Origin of the sequence: Leifsonia sp. PS1209 (genome assembly GCF_012317045.1) — a bacterium.
Taxonomy (GTDB): domain Bacteria; phylum Actinomycetota; class Actinomycetes; order Actinomycetales; family Microbacteriaceae; genus Leifsonia.
Genome location: NZ_CP051154.1, coordinates 1987012 through 2002779, shown reverse-complemented (window position 1 = coordinate 2002779; position 15768 = coordinate 1987012). Strand labels below are relative to the sequence as shown.

The 15768-nt window shown below is 69.8% G+C and carries 14 protein-coding genes and 1 pseudogene; 4 read left to right on the top strand and 11 right to left on the bottom strand.

Translation table 11 applies throughout. The annotated features are described in order from the left end of the window. Window positions 1–43: 43 nt before the first annotated feature. The 4 genes from HF024_RS09495 to hrcA are packed head-to-tail and all read right to left on the bottom strand — an operon-like array spanning window position 44 to window position 3312. Complete coding sequence (locus HF024_RS09495; protein ID WP_085371228.1) at window positions 44–397, bottom strand: histidine triad nucleotide-binding protein; 354 nt, start codon at window positions 395–397, stop codon at window positions 44–46. 24 nt (window positions 398–421) lie between these two features. Next, window positions 422–1150 carry a 16S rRNA (uracil(1498)-N(3))-methyltransferase gene (locus HF024_RS09490; protein ID WP_168689392.1) on the bottom strand — a complete coding sequence of 243 codons (729 nt, stop codon included), beginning with the start codon at window positions 1148–1150 and terminating at the stop codon, window positions 422–424. A 7-nt stretch (window positions 1151–1157) separates the two neighbouring features. After that, entirely contained in the window at window positions 1158–2264 is a 1107-nt protein-coding gene (gene dnaJ / locus HF024_RS09485; RefSeq protein ID WP_168689391.1) for a molecular chaperone DnaJ, read from the bottom strand. A 28-nt stretch (window positions 2265–2292) separates the two neighbouring features. Further along, window positions 2293–3312, bottom strand: coding sequence for a heat-inducible transcriptional repressor HrcA (hrcA, locus tag HF024_RS09480; RefSeq protein ID WP_168689390.1), 1020 nt, complete (start codon window positions 3310–3312; stop codon window positions 2293–2295). 158 nt (window positions 3313–3470) lie between these two features. Between hrcA and HF024_RS09475 the strand changes: the two genes are divergently transcribed. Both HF024_RS09475 and HF024_RS09470 read left to right on the top strand, forming a co-directional pair. After that, a complete protein-coding gene (locus HF024_RS09475) occupies window positions 3471–4115 on the top strand; it encodes a DUF4870 domain-containing protein (protein ID WP_168689389.1) in 645 nt (214 codons plus the stop codon). 153 nt (window positions 4116–4268) lie between these two features. Continuing rightward, window positions 4269–4649 (top strand): DUF4870 domain-containing protein, encoded by a 381-nt coding sequence (locus tag HF024_RS09470; protein WP_085371233.1) that lies wholly within the window; start codon window positions 4269–4271, stop codon window positions 4647–4649. A 99-nt stretch (window positions 4650–4748) separates the two neighbouring features. Here the strand turns inward: HF024_RS09470 and hemW are convergent, their stop codons facing one another. From hemW to HF024_RS09450, 4 genes are all read right to left on the bottom strand, one after another. After that, window positions 4749–5975, bottom strand: a complete 1227-nt coding sequence (hemW, locus tag HF024_RS09465) for a radical SAM family heme chaperone HemW (protein ID WP_085371234.1) — start codon at window positions 5973–5975, stop codon at window positions 4749–4751. A 1-nt stretch (window position 5976) separates the two neighbouring features. Beyond that, window positions 5977–6624 (bottom strand): DUF1990 domain-containing protein, encoded by a 648-nt coding sequence (locus HF024_RS09460; protein ID WP_168689388.1) that lies wholly within the window; start codon window positions 6622–6624, stop codon window positions 5977–5979. A gap of 67 nt (window positions 6625–6691) precedes the next feature. Continuing rightward, window positions 6692–8545: a translation elongation factor 4 gene (lepA, locus tag HF024_RS09455; RefSeq protein ID WP_085371236.1), complete on the bottom strand. Its 1854-nt coding sequence runs from the start codon at window positions 8543–8545 to the stop codon at window positions 6692–6694. A gap of 47 nt (window positions 8546–8592) precedes the next feature. Further along, window positions 8593–9816: an amidohydrolase gene (locus HF024_RS09450; RefSeq protein WP_168689387.1), complete on the bottom strand. Its 1224-nt coding sequence runs from the start codon at window positions 9814–9816 to the stop codon at window positions 8593–8595. 180 nt (window positions 9817–9996) lie between these two features. Between HF024_RS09450 and HF024_RS09445 the strand changes: the two genes are divergently transcribed. Both HF024_RS09445 and rpsT read left to right on the top strand, forming a co-directional pair. Continuing rightward, window positions 9997–10896 carry an NAD-dependent epimerase/dehydratase family protein gene (locus tag HF024_RS09445; protein WP_168689386.1) on the top strand — a complete coding sequence of 300 codons (900 nt, stop codon included), beginning with the start codon at window positions 9997–9999 and terminating at the stop codon, window positions 10894–10896. A 198-nt stretch (window positions 10897–11094) separates the two neighbouring features. Then, window positions 11095–11355 (top strand): 30S ribosomal protein S20, encoded by a 261-nt coding sequence (rpsT, locus tag HF024_RS09440; RefSeq protein ID WP_085371417.1) that lies wholly within the window; start codon window positions 11095–11097, stop codon window positions 11353–11355. Between the two features lie 261 nt (window positions 11356–11616). Here rpsT and holA read toward each other — a convergent pair whose 3' ends face one another. From holA to HF024_RS09425, 3 genes and pseudogenes are all read right to left on the bottom strand, one after another. Further along, window positions 11617–12552 (bottom strand): DNA polymerase III subunit delta, encoded by a 936-nt coding sequence (holA, locus tag HF024_RS09435; protein ID WP_247597390.1) that lies wholly within the window; start codon window positions 12550–12552, stop codon window positions 11617–11619. Between the two features lie 482 nt (window positions 12553–13034). After that, window positions 13035–14864 (bottom strand): annotated as a pseudogene (locus HF024_RS19815) (ComEC/Rec2 family competence protein); the annotation flags it as partial. Between the two features lie 332 nt (window positions 14865–15196). After that, a complete protein-coding gene (locus HF024_RS09425; RefSeq protein ID WP_348770483.1) occupies window positions 15197–15739 on the bottom strand; it encodes a helix-hairpin-helix domain-containing protein in 543 nt (180 codons plus the stop codon). Window positions 15740–15768: the final 29 nt, after the last annotated feature.

Genomic DNA, 15768 nt, shown 5'->3' with positions numbered 1-15768 from the left:
GCGCGCTTCGGAATCCGATGCTCCCGCTGCAGGCGTTGATTCGCTAGTCGGCAAGGCTTCCTTCCTCGAGCTCTCCGCTCAGAACGTGGGCGTGCACATGGAACACGGTCTGTCCCGCATTGGCCCCGGTATTGAAGATCAAACGGAAATCACCGTCGGAGTGTTCCTCCGCCAGCGATTTCGCCGTCGCGACCAGCTCGGCCAGCAGGGCGGGATCCCCCGCCGCCAGCTCGGTCACGTCGCGGTACTGCTGCGTCTTGGGTACGACCAGGAGGTGCACGGGCGCCTTGGGCGCGATGTCCCTGAACGCGATGATGCGCTCGCCGTCGTAGACGATGTCGGCCGGGATCTCGCCCGCGATGATGCGGGAGAAGATCGAAGGCTGCTCGGTTTCCATGTCTCCCATCTTAAGCGCCACGCCTCACCAACGGCCGATGGATGCGTTCAGCACGGCCAGGGCCGCCGGCCCGGCCGTCGAGGTGCGCAGCACGGTCGAGCCGAGGCGCACGAGCTCGGCGCCCGCGCCGCGGAACGCGTCGAGCTCGGACGGCGCGATGCCGCCCTCCGGGCCGACCACCAGCACGAGAGGGCGCGCATCCGGCTGCAGCGACGTGAGCGGCACGTCCGCGTCCGGCTCCAGCACGAGCACCCGCGCGTCGGCGCAGTGTGCAGCGACCTGCTTGGTCGACGCCAGCTCTCCGACCTCCGGCACCCAGGCGCGGATCGACTGCTTCGCCGCCTCGCGCACGATGGTCGCCCAGCGCTCGCGGCCCTTGGCGACCTTCTGCCCCTCCCAGCGGGAGACGGAGCGGGATGCTGCCCACGGGATCACCGCATCTACGCCCAGTTCGGTGGCGGCCTGGATGGCGAGCTCGTCGCGGTCGCCCTTCGCGAGGGCCTGCACGAGCGTGATGGCGGGCGCAGGGCGCTCCACCTGCTGCACCGCGGCCACGTCGATGGTGAGCGCGGCGTTGGTCGCCTCCACCACCTCGCCCGTCGCCACGAGACCCCGGCCGTTGCCGATCATCACCGACTGGCCAGGCCGTGTGCGGTTGACCGTCGCCGCGTGCTTCGCCTCCGCGCCGGTGATCGACAGGCGCTCCCCGACCGCCGCCGTCTCCAGGTCCTCCCGCAGGTAGAGCGAGCTCATGCCGGGATCAGACGTTCAGGAAGCGGTCGCGCAGCTTGGCGAAGAGACCCTGCTGGAAGCGGGCCAGCGACGGCTCCTCCTGCTTGTGCGTCGAGGCGAACTGCTTGATCAGCTCGCGCTCCTTGTGGTCGAGCTTCGTCGGGGTGACCACCTGGATGCCGACCCGCAGGTCGCCGCGTCCGCTGCCGCGCAGGTGCGTGATGCCGCGATCCTTCACCGTGATGATGTCCGCGCTCTGGATGCCCGCCTTCAGCTCCAGCTTGATGTCGCCATCGAGCGCCTTGACCGTGGCCGTCGTGCCGAGGATCGCATCCGTCATCGCCACTTCGAGCGTGCAGAGCAGGTCGTCGCCGTCGCGGCTGAACACGTCGTGGTGCTTGACCTTGATCTCCAGGTAGAGGTCGCCGTTCGGGCCGCCGGCGGGACCGGCCTCGCCGCTGCCCGGCATCTGCAGCCGGAGGCCGGTGTCGACACCGGCGGGGATGTCCACGGGAACCGTGCGGCGGGCGCGCACGCGGCCCTGGCCCTGGCAGGTGACGCACGGCGTCGCGATGACGGTGCCGTAGCCACGGCAGGTGCCGCAGGGGGTGGAGGTCATCACGTTGCCGAGCAGCGAACGCACGGAGCGCTGGATGCTGCCGGTGCCGTGGCAGATGTCGCAGGTCACCGGAGCGGTGCCCGGCTGGCAGCACGAGCCGTTGCAGGTCTCGCAGACGATGGCGGTGTCGACCTCGAGGTCGCGGTGGGTGCCGAAGATGACCTCGTCGAGGTCCACCTCGACGCGCAGCAGAGCATCCTGGCCGCGCTCGCGGCGGGACTTCGGCCCTCTGGCCTGGCCGCCCCCTCCGAAGAACGTCTCGAAGATGTCGCCGAAGCCGCCGAAGTTCTGGCCGCCTCCGCCGAACCCGGCCTGCGGGCCGAGGTCGTATTGCTCGCGCTGCTGCGGGTCGCTCAGCACGTCGTACGCGTGGGTGACCAGCTTGAAACGCTCGGACGCCTCGGCGGACGGGTTCACATCCGGGTGCAGTTCGCGGGCGAGGCGGCGGTACGCCTTCTTGATCTCATCGGGGGTGGCGTTGCGCTCAACGCCCAGGACTTCGTAGTGGTCGGCCACAGACGGCTTTTCCTTCTCGTTCGTTGTCTTATTCGCCGAGCAGGCGGGAGAGGTAGCGGGCCACCGCTCGCACGGCGGCCATGTTGCTCGAATAGTCCATGCGGAGCGGGCCGAGCACGCCGAGACGTGCCAGCTCCGACCCGGATGCGGTGTAGCCGCTCGAGAGTACGGAAGTCTCCGCGAGCCCGAACGACGCGTTCTCGCGCCCGATGCTCACCGCCACCCCGTGCTGGTCGCCGGCCATCTCGCCGAACAGCTTCAACAGCACGACCTGCTCCTCGATGGCTTCGAGGACGGGGAAGATGCTCCCCGTGAAGTCGTGTTCGGTGCGCACGAGGTTCGCGGCTCCGGCCATCACCAGCTTGTCCTGGCGGTTCGCGGCGATCTGCTCCATGAGGGCCGTCGCGACGGGGTCGACCAGCGCCCTGGTGCGCTCGGTCAGAGCATCCGGGAGCTGGGAGAGCCTGGCGGTCGCGTCGCTGAGCGACAGTCCGGCCGCAGCGCCGTTGATGGCGCCGCGGATCTCGGCGACCTCCTCGTCGGACAGCTCGGCGCCGAGCTCGATCACGCGCTGCTCGACGGCGCCGGAATCGGTGATCAGCACGCTGAGCAGCCTGCGCGGCGCCAGCGTCACCAGCTCGATGTGCCGGATGTGCGACCGCGTCACAGACGGATACTGCACGAGCGCGACCTGGTTGGTCAGCTGCGACAGCAGCCGCACGGTGCGCGCCAGCACGTCGTCGAGGTCGACGGACTCGCCGAGGAACACCTCGATCGCCTGCCGCTGCGCCTGGCTGAGCGGACGCATCTCGGCGAGGTGGTCGACGAACAGCCGGTAGCCCTTGTCGGTGGGGACGCGCCCGGACGAGGTGTGCGGGGCGGCGATCAGGTCTTCCTCTTCGAGCGCGGCCATGTCGTTGCGGATCGTCGCCGCCGACACGCCGAACGCGTGCCGCTCGACGATGCTCTTCGAGCCGACCGGTTCGCGTGACGCGACGTAGTCCTGCACGATGACGCGCAGCACCTCGAGGCTCCGCTCAGAAACCATGCGACCCGCCTCCCGAAGACCTTTAGCACTCACTGAACCTGAGTGCTAATCATAACGCGCTGACACGCCCACACGATCATTGCCCCGCCGGGAGCGGCGGCAGTACGGTATGCGCACAGGTCCGAATACGTGCCTGCCCCTCACGAAAGGCTTCGACCATGAGTGACCCGAACCAGCCGCCGGTCAACCCGGAAGGCGACGGCGTTCCCCCGCAGCAGCCGAACGTCCCCCCGGCGCAGCCGCAGCAGCCATACGGTCAGGTCCCGCCGCAGCAGCCGAACGTTCCTCCGGCGCAGCCGCAGCAGCCGTACGGCGGCCAGGTGCCCCCGCCGCAGCAGCCGTACGGTCAGCAGCCGCAGCAGCCGTACGGCGGCCAGGTGCCCCCGCCGCAGCAGCCGTACGGTCAGCAGCCGCAGCAGCCGTACGGCGGCGCGGGCGCTCCTGCCGCCGCTCCGCTCGACGCGGCGTCCGACAAGCAGTGGGCGTCGTTCGCCCACCTCGGCGGCATCCTCTGGATCCTGCCGTCGCTGATCATCTTCCTCGTCTTCAAAGACCGCGGGCAGCTGACCAACCAGGAGTCGAAGGAAGCCCTCAACTGGCAGATCACCTGGATCATCGTCTGGATCGCCTCCCAGATCGTCGGTGCCGTCCTGGCGTTCACCGGTTTCGGCTGGCTGATCTTCGGCCTGCTCATCCCGTGGATCCTCTACGTCGTGAACCTCGTGTTCTCGATCCTCGGGTTCGTGAAGGTGAACAGCGGAGGAACCTACCGCTACCCGGTCAACTTCCGGTTCATCAAGTAGCGCGCAGACCGCGTCCGCAGAGCACCGCCCGGAGGACGCCGAGGGACCCAGGTCTCTCGGCGTCTTCCCAGTTTCGGGATGTTTGCCCTACTGTTATGGCTGACGATCCCGTCCACGACCCGCCCGAACTCCGGGCGCAGCCAAGGAGAGAACATGTCCGCAACGCCCCCGCCGCCGCCTGGTGCACCGTACGGAGGCCAGTCCCAGCAGCTCAGCCCCTCGGATGAGAAGCTGTGGGCGACCCTGGTCCACATCGGTGGCATCATCTTCAACTGGATCCCGGCGCTCGTCGGCTACCTCGTCCTCAAGGACAAGGGCCCGTTCGTCCGCGCGCACACCGCGACGGCGCTGAACTTCCAGATCACGATCTTCATCGCGTACATCGTGGGCGGCATCCTGACGATCGTGTTCGTCGGCGTGCTGATCATCGCTGCTGCGGCCATCCTGAACATCGTCTTCAGCATCATCGCGGCGATCAAGGCCAACCAGGGTCAGTATTACGTCTACCCGGTGGCGATCAAGTTCGTCAGCTGACGTTCGACCGCTTCGTCGCGCGCCCCGGCTTCCGAGCCGGGGCGTTCGTCGTTTCCGCGGTGTGTGCCGGGCGCGTGTCGTCGGCGCCGGGCGACGGTGTCAGTCGTCGAGCAGCCTGCGGACGACCGCGTCGGCGAGGAGACGGCCCGACAGCGTGAGCTCGATGGTCCCGCGGAGCGCGGCCCGCGCATCCACCAGTCCGTCGGCGATCAGCCCGGCCACCGCCGTGCGGCCGTATTGGTCGAGCTCAGCGGTCGCGATCCCGTCCCGGATGCGCGTGAGCAGCAGCACGCGCTCCACGCGCCTGGTCTCAGCATCCAGGGTCTCGCGGCCTGCTGCGGGCGACTCCCCGGCGAGCACGCGGCCCGCGTAGGCGGCGGGATGCTTCACGTTCCACCAGCGGACGCCGCCGACGTGGCTGTGCGCGCCCGGACCGACGCCCCACCAGTCGTGGCCCTGCCAGTACGCGAGGTTGTGGCGGGAGCGGTGGTCGTCGTCCGTCGCCCAGTTGCTCACCTCGTACCAGCCGTACCCGGCAGCGGCGAGACGGGCATCCGCGAGCTCGTACATATCGGCCTGCAGGTCTTCGTCCGGCTCCGCGACGACGCCGGACTTGATCTGCCTGGCCAGCTTGGTGCCGGTCTCCACGATCAGCGAATACGCGGAGAGGTGGTCGGGGCGGCAGGCGATCGCCGAGTCGAGCGACCGCTCCCAGTCGGCCAGCGACTCCCCCGGCGTTCCGTAGATGAGGTCGAGGCTCACCTGCAGGCCGGCATCCCTCGCCCACTCGACCACGAGCGGCACCCGCTCCGGATCGTGGGTGCGCTCGAGCGTCGCGAGCACGTGCGGCACGGCGGACTGCATCCCGAACGAGACGCGCGTGAATCCGGCGTCGGCGAGGCTGCGCAGGTAGTCGGCGTCGACCGAGTCCGGGTTGGCCTCGGTAGTGATCTCGGCCCCCGGTGCGAGCCCCCAGGCGTCCCGGACCGCGCCGAGCATCCCGGCCAGATCGGAGGCGGGCAGCATGGTCGGCGTTCCCCCGCCGAAGAAGACGGTCGACACGGAGCGGGCGGGCAGCCCGCTGCCGTCGAGCGCTGCGGCCGCGAACGCGACCTCCCGCTGGGCGTGGCCGGCGTATTCGGACTGGGAGACGCCGCGCAGTTCGGTGGCGGTGTACGTGTTGAAGTCGCAGTACCCGCAGCGCACGCGGCAGAACGGAACGTGCAGGTACACCCCGAACGCACGCTCGCCGACACCGTCGAGCACGCTGGACGGCAGCAGTCCGTCGGCGGGTGCAGGGTCGCCGAGGGGAAGAGCGCTCGGCACCTCAGGCCGCCCTGGCGGGAAGCAACGACCGCAGATACCGGGCGGTGTACCGCCGCTGCGCCAGCCGAAGAACGGGCGACGCCAGCCGGTAGAGCGTGGTCGACGGCCGATAGAACGCGCGCACGACGAACCACACCGACCCGTCATCCCTCAGCTCGACGATGAACGCCTCCTCGCCGGACTCCGGATGCCCGTGCAGCGTCCCATACGCGAACCCGGCCCGCTGCGGCTCGTCGATGACGTACACCACCCTGACCGGCGCGGACACGGTCAGCGGCCAGAACGGAATCTTCAGCACGGCGGTCATCCCGTTGGCGATATACGGCGACCCGTCGTCGGCGAAGATCGCCTCGGACGGCCGGTGCTCCTGCATCTTCGCCGGCGTGCCATCCGGGTTGAACACGACACCCTCATACTGGACGCCGGTGCCCTCGTGGGTCTCGGTGACCTTGATGCCGCTCCCCCGCTGCACACCCCAGGTCATCAGCGCAGTGACGGTCGACGCGAACCGCTCCTCCCCGCTGCCGATGCGCGCCTGGCGGATGAACGACTTGTAGCCCTTCGGCGGGTAGTAAAGCAGGTCGGCAGCCTGCGTCCCACCGACCGCACCATAGGTGACCGGCTCATCGGTGAACGTGGAGCGACGCATGGTGACAACTTTACTTGGCGCGTTGCGTGCGGGAAAACGCTGCGGATCGGGTGCGGGCGACGATGGCCTACTTCTTGTCCTTCTTCTCCACGTCGCCACTCAGCGCCGCGATGAACGCCTCCTGGGGCACTTCCACGCGGCCGACCATCTTCATGCGCTTCTTGCCCTCCTTCTGCTTCTCGAGGAGTTTGCGCTTGCGGGTGATGTCGCCGCCGTAGCATTTGGCGAGCACGTCCTTGCGCATCGCCCGGATGCTCTCGCGGGCGATGATGCGGGCGCCGATCGCGGCCTGGATGGGGACCTCGAACTGCTGGCGCGGGATCAGCTCGCGCAGGCGGCCGGTCATCAGCACGCCGTACGCGTAGGCCTTGTCGCGGTGGACGATGGCGCTGAACGCATCCACCTGTTCGCCCTGCAGCAGGATGTCGACCTTGACCAGGTCGGCCTCCTGCTGGCCGGTGGGTTCGTAGTCGAGGGAGGCGTACCCGGCGGTGCGGCTCTTCAGCTGGTCGAAGAAGTCGAAGACGATCTCGCCGAGGGGCATCGTGTAACGGATCTCGACGCGGTCCTCGCCGAGGTACTCCATCCCGAGCAGCGAGCCGCGGCGGCTCTGGCAGAGCTCCATGATGACGCCGACGTAGTCCTTGGGTGCGAGGATCGCGGCCTTCACCATCGGCTCCTCGACCTTGGCGATCTTGCCGCCGGGGAACTCGCTCGGGTTCGTGACCGTGATGACCTTCTTGTCCTCGGTGGTCACCTCGTAGATCACGCTCGGAGCGGTGGTGATGAGGTCGAGGCCGAACTCGCGTTCCAGGCGCTCGGTGACGATCTCCAGGTGCAGCAGACCGAGGAAGCCGCAGCGGAAACCGAAGCCGAGGGCGACCGAGGTCTCCGGCTCGTAGACGAGGGCGGCATCCGACAGCTTGAGCTTATCGAGCGCCTCGCGCAGCTCCGGATAGTCGCTGCCGTCGATCGGGTAGAGGCCGGAGAAGACCATCGGCTTCGGCTCGGTGTATCCGGGCAGCGCTTCGGTCGCGGGCTTCGCGGCCGACGTGACGGTGTCACCGACCTTCGACTGGCGAACGTCCTTCACGCCGGTGATCAGGTAGCCGACCTCGCCGACGCCCAAACCCTTCGAGGGGGTCGGCTCCGGTGCGGAGACGCCGATCTCCAGGATCTCGTGGGTGGCCTTGGTCGACATCATCTGGATGCGCTCGCGCGGGGACAGCTTGCCGTCGATCATGCGCACGTAGGTGACGACGCCGCGGTAGCTGTCGTACACCGAGTCGAAGATCATCGCGCGCGGTGGAGCATCCTTGACGCCCACCGGGGCCGGGATGAGGTCCACGACCCGGTCGAGCAGCGCATCCACGCCCATCCCGGTCTTGCCGGACACGCGGAGCACGTCCTCCGGCTTGCCGCCGATGAGGCTGGCGAGCTCTGCGGCGTACTTGTCCGGATCTGCGGCGGGCAGGTCGATCTTGTTCAGCACCGGGATGATCGTGAGATCGTTCTCGAGCGCCAGGTACAGGTTCGCGAGCGTCTGGGCCTCGATGCCCTGCGCGGCGTCGACCAGCAGGATCGCGCCCTCGCACGCGGCGAGCGACCGGGACACCTCGTAGGTGAAGTCGACGTGGCCGGGCGTGTCGATCATGTTGAGCGTGAACGCCTGACCGTCGTCGTCGCCCCACGGCATGCGCACGGCCTGGCTCTTGATCGTGATGCCGCGCTCACGCTCGATGTCCATGCGGTCCAGGTACTGCGCGCGCATGTCGCGCTCGGCGACGACGCCGGTGATCTGCAGCATCCTGTCGGCCAGGGTGGACTTGCCGTGGTCGATGTGGGCGATGATGCAGAAATTGCGGATGAACGCCGGATCGGTCGCGGCGGGCTCGAGGGCCTTCAGAGCTCGTGGTGACATTGTGCTGCGATTCTCCCACGCGGACCGGCGCGTCTCCTATTCGAGGTTCAGGCGAAGCGCTCTGAGCGCTCGACCACGACGCCGGCGCCGTCCTCCCAGCGGTAGACCTCCGTGCCCTCGATGAAGACGCGCTCTGCCCGCGAGTTGACGTCGAGCGGGTCGCCGGACCAGACCACCACGTCGCCGTCGAGGCCGGGCGTGAGGGAGCCGACGCGGTCGTCCAGTTTCAGGAACGACGCCGGGTTCACGGTCAGCGCCTCCAACGCGGTCTCGCGCGGGAGGCCCTCCTTCACCGCGAGCGACGCCTGGTGCACCAGGAAGTTGATCGGCACGACCGGGTGGTCGGTCGTGATGGCGACGCGCACGCCCGCCGCGGCGATCTTCGCGAGGTTGGCGATGGCCCTGTCGCGCAGCTCCACCTTCGAGCGGGAGGTGAACATCGGGCCGAAGATCACCGGGATGTCGCGCTCGGCGATCACGTCGGCGAGCTTGTGCGCCTCCGTGCCGTGGTTGATGACGAGCCGGTAGCCGAACTCGTCGGCGAGGCGCATGGCGGTGGCGATGTCGTCGTGGCGGTGGGTGTGCTGGTCCCAGGCGAGCTCGCCGTCGAGCACGCGCACCAGCGTCTCCTTGCCGAGGTCGCGGGCGAACGGCTTGCCCTCCTGCTCCGCGTCGTCGCGCTGGGCGCGGTAGTTCTGGGCGTCGACGAACGCCTCGCGGATGATCATCGCGACGCCGAGCCGGGTGCTCGGGGTGACGTTCTTGCCGCCGTACACCCGCTTCGGGTTCTCGCCGAGCGCGGACTTGACGCTCACGGCCTCCCGCAGCACCTGCTCGTCGATGGTGCGTCCGCCCCACGACTTGATCGCGACGGTCTGCCCGCCGATCGGGTTGCCGGACCCCGGCTTGACGACGATGGACGTGACGCCGCCCGACAGCGCATCCCGGAACCCCTCGTCGTCGATGTTGATGGCGTCGATGGCGCGCACCGCGGCCGTGTTCGGGGTGGTCATCTCGTTCGTGTCGTCGCCGGCGGGGCCATTGGCCTCCTCGTGGATGCCGACGTGACCGTGCGACTCGATGAAACCGGGAAGCACCCACTTGCCGCTCGCGTCGACCGTGCGGACGCCATCCGGGATCGTGATGTCCGCGCTGGTGCCGACGGCGGCGATCTTCCCATCCTGGATGAGGACGGTGCCGTTCTCGATCGGGTCACCGGCGACCGGGACGAGGTATGCGTTGACGATGGCGACGGAAGAGGTTGTGGTCATGGCTTCGACCATACGCCTGGGGTGGGGGTGGTGAGGCGGGTGGCCGCGGGTGGCGTGGAGCGGGGCGTCGGAGTGGGCGGGACCACGGGCGATGCGGTGGCGTGCGCCGAGACGGGCGAGGCCGGCGAATGAATATCACGTGGCGGGAATGGATCGGCGGCGGCGGCGTTTCACGGGAGCATGAGCATTCTCCTGACCGGCGCGACCGGCTTCATCGGATCATCCGTCCTCCCCCGCCTCCTCGAGGAGGGTCACAGCGTGACCGCCCTGGTGCGCGACGAGGAGAAGGCCGCGCGAGTCGAGGCAGCCGGGGCCACCGCGCTCATCGGCGACGCGAGCGACGCCGAGCTCGTCGAGCGGGCGGCCCGCGAGAGCGACGGCGTCATCCACCTCGCATCGGCCAAGGATGTCGACCCGGTCTTCGTCGACGCCGTCCTGCGCGGCCTCGAAGGAAGCGGCAAGCCGTTCGTGCACACCGGAGGCATCTGGTCGTACGGCGCCAACCCGGACATCACCGAGGACTCCCCCTCCGCCCCGCCAGCGCTGACTGCGTGGCGCCGGGCGACGGAGGAGCGCGTCCTCGCCGCAGAGGGCATCCGTACGGCGGTCGTCGTGCCCGCCGTCGTCTATGGCCACGGCGCAGGGATCGCCAACGTGCTCGTGGATGCGCCCCGCGGCTCCGGCGTCGCACCCGCCCTCCGCCTGGTCGGCGACGGCGAGCAGCACTGGACGACGGTGCACGTGGACGACCTGGCCGCGCTGTACGTGCTGGTGTTCGAGAACGGCGACGCCGGCGCGGTCTACCTCGGCGCGAGCGGCGCGAACCCGACCGTGCGCGAGCTCGGCGAGGCCGCGGCGTCGGCGGCCGGTGTCTCCGGCGGCGTTGAGCCGGAGAGCGCGGACGAGACGCGCGCCCGCCTCGGCGCGGACTTCGCCGACGCGCTGTTCCTCGACCAGCAGGCACGCGGAACGAAGGCCCGCATCGACCTCGGCTGGGAGCCGAACGGGCCGACCCTGCTCGACGAGCTGGTGAGCGGGTCGTACGCTCCGGCCGCCGTCGGAGCGGGCACGGCGGACTGAGCGTCCGCCTCATCGACTCCGGGGGTGCTCCGCCTGCCTGACCTCGCGTGCAGCGCCCCCGGACCGGTTTGGCGCAGAGCCCGCTCGCTGGTAAAGTTGTTTGTTGGCTTGCGTGTGGGTTCTTCCGCACGACTGCCGCAAGGCGCCCTCTCTCGCTGAGCGGCTCATCCGAAACTCACTTCGAACGAAAGTAACCACGTGGCAAACATCAAGTCGCAGATCAAGCGCATCGGCACCAACAAGAAGGCCCAGGAGCGAAACAAGGCTGTCAAGAGCGAGGTCAAGACCGCGGTCCGCGCGACCCGCGAGGCCGTTGCAGCCGGCGACAAGGACAAGGCGACTTCGGCGCTGAAGCTCGCTACGAAGAAGCTCGACAAGGCGGCCAGCAAGGGCGTCATCCACAAGAACCAGGCCGCCAACAAGAAGTCGGCGATCGCCAAGCAGGTCGCAGCCCTCTAAGCAGCACCAGCATCCCGGACTCTTCCGGCAGCGAAGAGCCCCCGTCGTGACGACGGGGGCTCTTCGCGTTTGTGGTGGGTGGGTCAGGGCGCGTGGGATCGGGTGGTGGGATGACACGGCCGCGCGCGAGGAAACGGCGGATGTGGTGGCTCGGCCGGACGTGCGGGATGGGTCGGACGCGCAGGATGGGTCGGGCGCGCAGGATGGGTCGGACGGGCAGGATGGGTCGGACGCGGGCTCAGCCGAGCGTGGCGCGCTGCGTCAGGCGCCGCGGCCGCGGGCGCTGACGATGCGGATCATGCGTTCGAGGGCGAAGACCGGGTCGCGGCCGCCGCCCTTGACATTGGCGTCGGTTTCGGCGAGGACCTCGATGCAGCGGCCGAGGCCGTCTTCCGTCCAGCCCTGGAGGTCGCGTTTGGCGCGGTCGACCTGCCAGGGGGCGAGGCCGAACTGCTGCGCGAGCTGGCCGGAGCCTCCGCGTGCGCCGGACAGCTTCGCCATCGTGCGGACCTTGCTCGCGAACGCCGCCACCATCGGTACGGGGTCGGCGCCGGACGCGAGGGCGTGCCGCATCGTGACCAGGGCCTCTCCGTAGCGTCCGGCGATTGCAGCATCTGCGACGTGGAAGGCGTTCGTCTCGACGCGGCCGCCGTAATACTTGTCGACCGTCGCCTCGGTGACCTCGGCGGCGGTGTCGGAGATGAGTTGCTGGCACGCGGCGGCCAGTTCGGCCAGGTCGTCGGCGAACGCGGACGTCACCGCGCGCAACGCTCCTGCCGTGATCTTCTTGCCGGCGTTCCGGAACTCGGCCTGGGCGAAGTCGTACTTGTCAGAGTCCTTCTTCAGCTCGGTGCAGACCACCTCTATGCCTCCTCCGCCTCCGGCCCGGATGGCGTCGAGCAGCTTCTTGCCGCGCACGCCGCCACCGTGGCGGAGAACCACGACCGTGCCGTCCGCGGTGCTCGGCAGGTAGTCGAGCATGTCGCTGAGGAACGCGTCGTTGCACTTCTCGACCGCCTCGACCCTGATCAGTCGGGGCTCACCGAACAGGGAGGGGCTCGCAAGAGTAAGCAACTCCCCCGGCGCGTAGTCCGCCGCGTTGATGTCGCTGATCTCGAGACTCGCGTCCTCGGCCTTGAGAGCGTCGCGCAGCATCCGGATGGACCGGTCGGCGAGGAACCCCTCCGGACCGGACACCAGCACCACCGGCGCCGTCCTGATCTGGTTCCACGCGAGCTGCGGGATGACGGCGCTCGGCGCCCGCCCCTTGCTCGCGCTCGCCCTGCTGCCGCCTCGTGCCGCCACGTTCCTCCTCGGTCTATTCCAGTGTACGGGCGGCCACCGTCACCGGGCGCCGGGGCGGATGGCGGGACGGTGGATGCGGGCGGTGGGTCGCGTTCCGCCCGGGAACTGGTGCTGACGGCCACCGGGCTGGCGAGAGCGTCGGGGGTCGCGGGTGGTAGGTCGCGTTCTGTCCAGAGATCGACGCGGCCGGGGACGGGGCCGGGTGAGACGAGGAGGAGGCCGGAGTGGTCGGTGCGGGCGACGGTGCTGCCCGTGGCGGCGAGCATCCCGAGGGCGGAGCGGGTGGGGTGTCCGTAGCCGTTGTCCGCGCCGACCGAGACGAGGGCGAGGCTCGCGTTCAGGGCCGAGTACAAGCGTGGGCTTTGGTCAGCGGAGCCATGATGGGCGACTTTGACGACGTCGACCGGGCGGAAGTCTCCCGTGGCGAGAAGCGCATCCTGGCTGGTCTCGCCGAGGTCGCCGAGGAAGATCGAGCGCATCCCGTGGCCATCGAGGGCGACCGTGATGCTGCCGGGATTGCCGGCCAGCGCCGGTGTTCCCGGTGGCGGCTGGGGCGGCCAGAGGACCGTCCAGGTGGCGGCGCCGAGCGTTCCGTGCGCGCCGGCGACGACCTGCTCGACCGTCGCGCCCGATTCGCGGAGGGAGTCCAGGGCGCGGGTGTCGAGCTCTCGGCCCGGCTCCCCGACGAGTGCGCGCTCCACCCGGCCGAGGACGGCAGGGAGGCCGCCGACGTGGTCGACGTCGAAGTGGGTGAGGATCAGCAGGTGGATGTGTGCGATGCCGAGGGTGTCGAGGCAGGCGGTGGCGAGGGCGGGTTCGCGTCCGACGTCGATCATGGCGACATGGTCGCCGTCCCGGATGAGGAGTGCGTCGCCCTGGCCGACATCGCAGGCGGCGAGCCGCCAGGTGTCCGGGAGCGCGACGGCGCGGCCGATGACGGTTCCGCCGAGGATGCCCAGGTAGCCGACGGTACCGAGAAAGAGGGAGGCGGTGGCCACGGTGGCGAGCATCCCCCGTCCGACACGTGGGCGTGCCAAGGCCAGGACCGTGACCGCGACCAGAGCCGCCGCGCAGAGTAGGACGCCGACGATGCCGTCGGCCCACGGGAGCGCGCTGCCTGGGAGGGCGCTGGTGGCGGTCGCGACCTGGGCGATCCAGGCGGACGGCGCCCACGCCGCCCAGACGAGCGCCTGACCGAGCGCGGGGAGGAACGGCAACGCGACGCAGGCGAGGCAGCCGAGGAGCGTCGCCACCGGTGCCGCCGGTGCGGCCAGGAGGTTGGCGGCGACGCCGTAGAGCGGAAGGGTCGGCGAGAGCAGGATGAGGACCGGTTGACAGGCGAGCTGGGCCGCCACGGGTACCGCGAGTGCGACCGCCAGGGTTTGCGGCAGCCACCTGCTCAGGATGCGCGCGAGCGGGCCGGCGAGCAGCATCAGCCCTCCTGTGGCCAGGACCGACAGTGCGAAGCCGTAGTCGCGGGCGAGCCAGGGGTCGTGCACGAGGAGGACGATGACCGCCAGTGCGAGCAGCGGGAGTCCCTGCGAGGGGCGTCCCCGGGCGATGCCGACGAGGACCACCACGGCCATCGTGGATGCACGGATGACGCTTCCGCCCGGGGTCACGAGGATGACGAACGCAGCCAGCGCGAGGAGGGCGACGAGGACGCGGGTGCGGCGCCCGAGTCCGAGTCGTGCGGAGACGAAGAAGGCGACGGCGGTGATCATCGCGCAATTCGCGCCGCTGACCGCGGTGAGGTGACTGAGGGAGGCGGCCTTCATGGCGGTGTCGAGGTCGGCGGGGACGGCCGTCTCGTCGCCGATCGCGAGACCGGGGAGGAGCGCGCCTCCGTTGCCGGGGGTGATCGCGGAGGCGGCGGCGAAACGGTGCCGGACCTGCTCTGTCCAGGCGAGCCACCAGGGTGGGTCGTCGAGTGGGGTGGCGGGCGCGGTGGCGGAGAGGGTGAAGGCGGTGGGTTCGCCTGGGGCGTTCGCGGTGAGGGTGCCGGTGACGCGGACGAGGGCGCCGAACGGTGGTGGGGGTGCTGAAGGTGGGAGTGGGGCGATGACGGTGACGGGGGCGGAGATGGGGGTGGGTGTGGGTGAAGGTAAAAGAACCGATTGGGCGGTTCCGCGCCAGCGCGCGCGCTCGGCACCGTCGAAGCCGGGTGAGATGTGGTGCGGGGTACTGTCGACGCGCACGGTCATGGTGACTCGCTGACGGTCGGCACCGTCGGTGAGGATCGGCGGCGTTCTCGTCTGAGCCTGCGTGGCGACCACGCTGGTAACCAGAGCGACGGACGCGAAGGACACGCTGCAGAGCGTTGCGAGGAGCGCTGCGCGGTGGTTCGTGCGCGCTCGAGGCGGACGCCGTCGAGCGGTCGCCCGCGCGCGCCCGACCAACACCGCGACGAGCAGGGCGCCGGCGGCGAGGATCCAGCAGGCGACGGCGAGCGGGCGGGCCGCATCCGGGGCTCCGATGGTGAGTGCGGCGGCGACCCAGAGGGAGACGGCCGGTGGGATCAGGCGGAGGTCGGGTCTCATACGGTCACCCGGTCTTTGAGGCCGTCGAAGAGTTTCTGGCCGATGCCGGTGATGGCGAGGAGGTCGGCGGGCGAGGTGAAGCGGCCGTTCGCGGTACGCCAGTCGAGGATGCGGGAGGCGAGGGCGGGGCCGATACGCGGGAGAGTCTCGAGGTCGGACTGCGTGGCGGTGTTGAGATTCACCGTGGACGCGGAAGAGCCAGACGCGGCAGCACCCGAACCGGCAGCGGGCGGCGGAGGAAGCGGCTCTCCGGCGCGCGGGACCGCGAGCTGCTCGCCGTCGGTGACAGGGCGGGCGAGGTTGACGGTGCTGAGATCGGCATCCTCGGTGAGCCCGCCCGCCGCGGCGACCGCGTCGAGCACGCGCCCTCCCGCTGCGAGGGTGACCAGCCCCGGGTTGGCGACGGCTCCGAGCACGTGCACCAGCAGTTCCCTGCCCGGCGTGGGCGAAGGGTCACCAGCACTCGACGGAGACGGTGCAGGCGCATCGACCGTGGTCGTGGAGCCCTGCTGGCCGAACGCCGACACGACGACCGTCACCACCAGAGCTCCCAGCAGCAGGACGACCG

Coding starts and splice junctions, on each gene's coding strand:
- HF024_RS09495 (WP_085371228.1), bottom strand. CDS start 397: ATGGAAACCGAGCAGCCTTCGATCTTCTCCCGCATCATCGCGGGCGAG.
- HF024_RS09490 (WP_168689392.1), bottom strand. CDS start 1,150: ATGAGCTCGCTCTACCTGCGGGAGGACCTGGAGACGGCGGCGGTCGGG.
- hrcA (WP_168689390.1), bottom strand. CDS start 3,312: ATGGTTTCTGAGCGGAGCCTCGAGGTGCTGCGCGTCATCGTGCAGGAC.
- HF024_RS09475 (WP_168689389.1), top strand. CDS start 3,471: ATGAGTGACCCGAACCAGCCGCCGGTCAACCCGGAAGGCGACGGCGTT.
- HF024_RS09470 (WP_085371233.1), top strand. CDS start 4,269: ATGTCCGCAACGCCCCCGCCGCCGCCTGGTGCACCGTACGGAGGCCAG.
- HF024_RS09460 (WP_168689388.1), bottom strand. CDS start 6,624: ATGCGTCGCTCCACGTTCACCGATGAGCCGGTCACCTATGGTGCGGTC.
- lepA (WP_085371236.1), bottom strand. CDS start 8,545: ATGTCACCACGAGCTCTGAAGGCCCTCGAGCCCGCCGCGACCGATCCG.
- HF024_RS09450 (WP_168689387.1), bottom strand. CDS start 9,816: ATGACCACAACCTCTTCCGTCGCCATCGTCAACGCATACCTCGTCCCG.
- HF024_RS09445 (WP_168689386.1), top strand. CDS start 9,997: ATGAGCATTCTCCTGACCGGCGCGACCGGCTTCATCGGATCATCCGTC.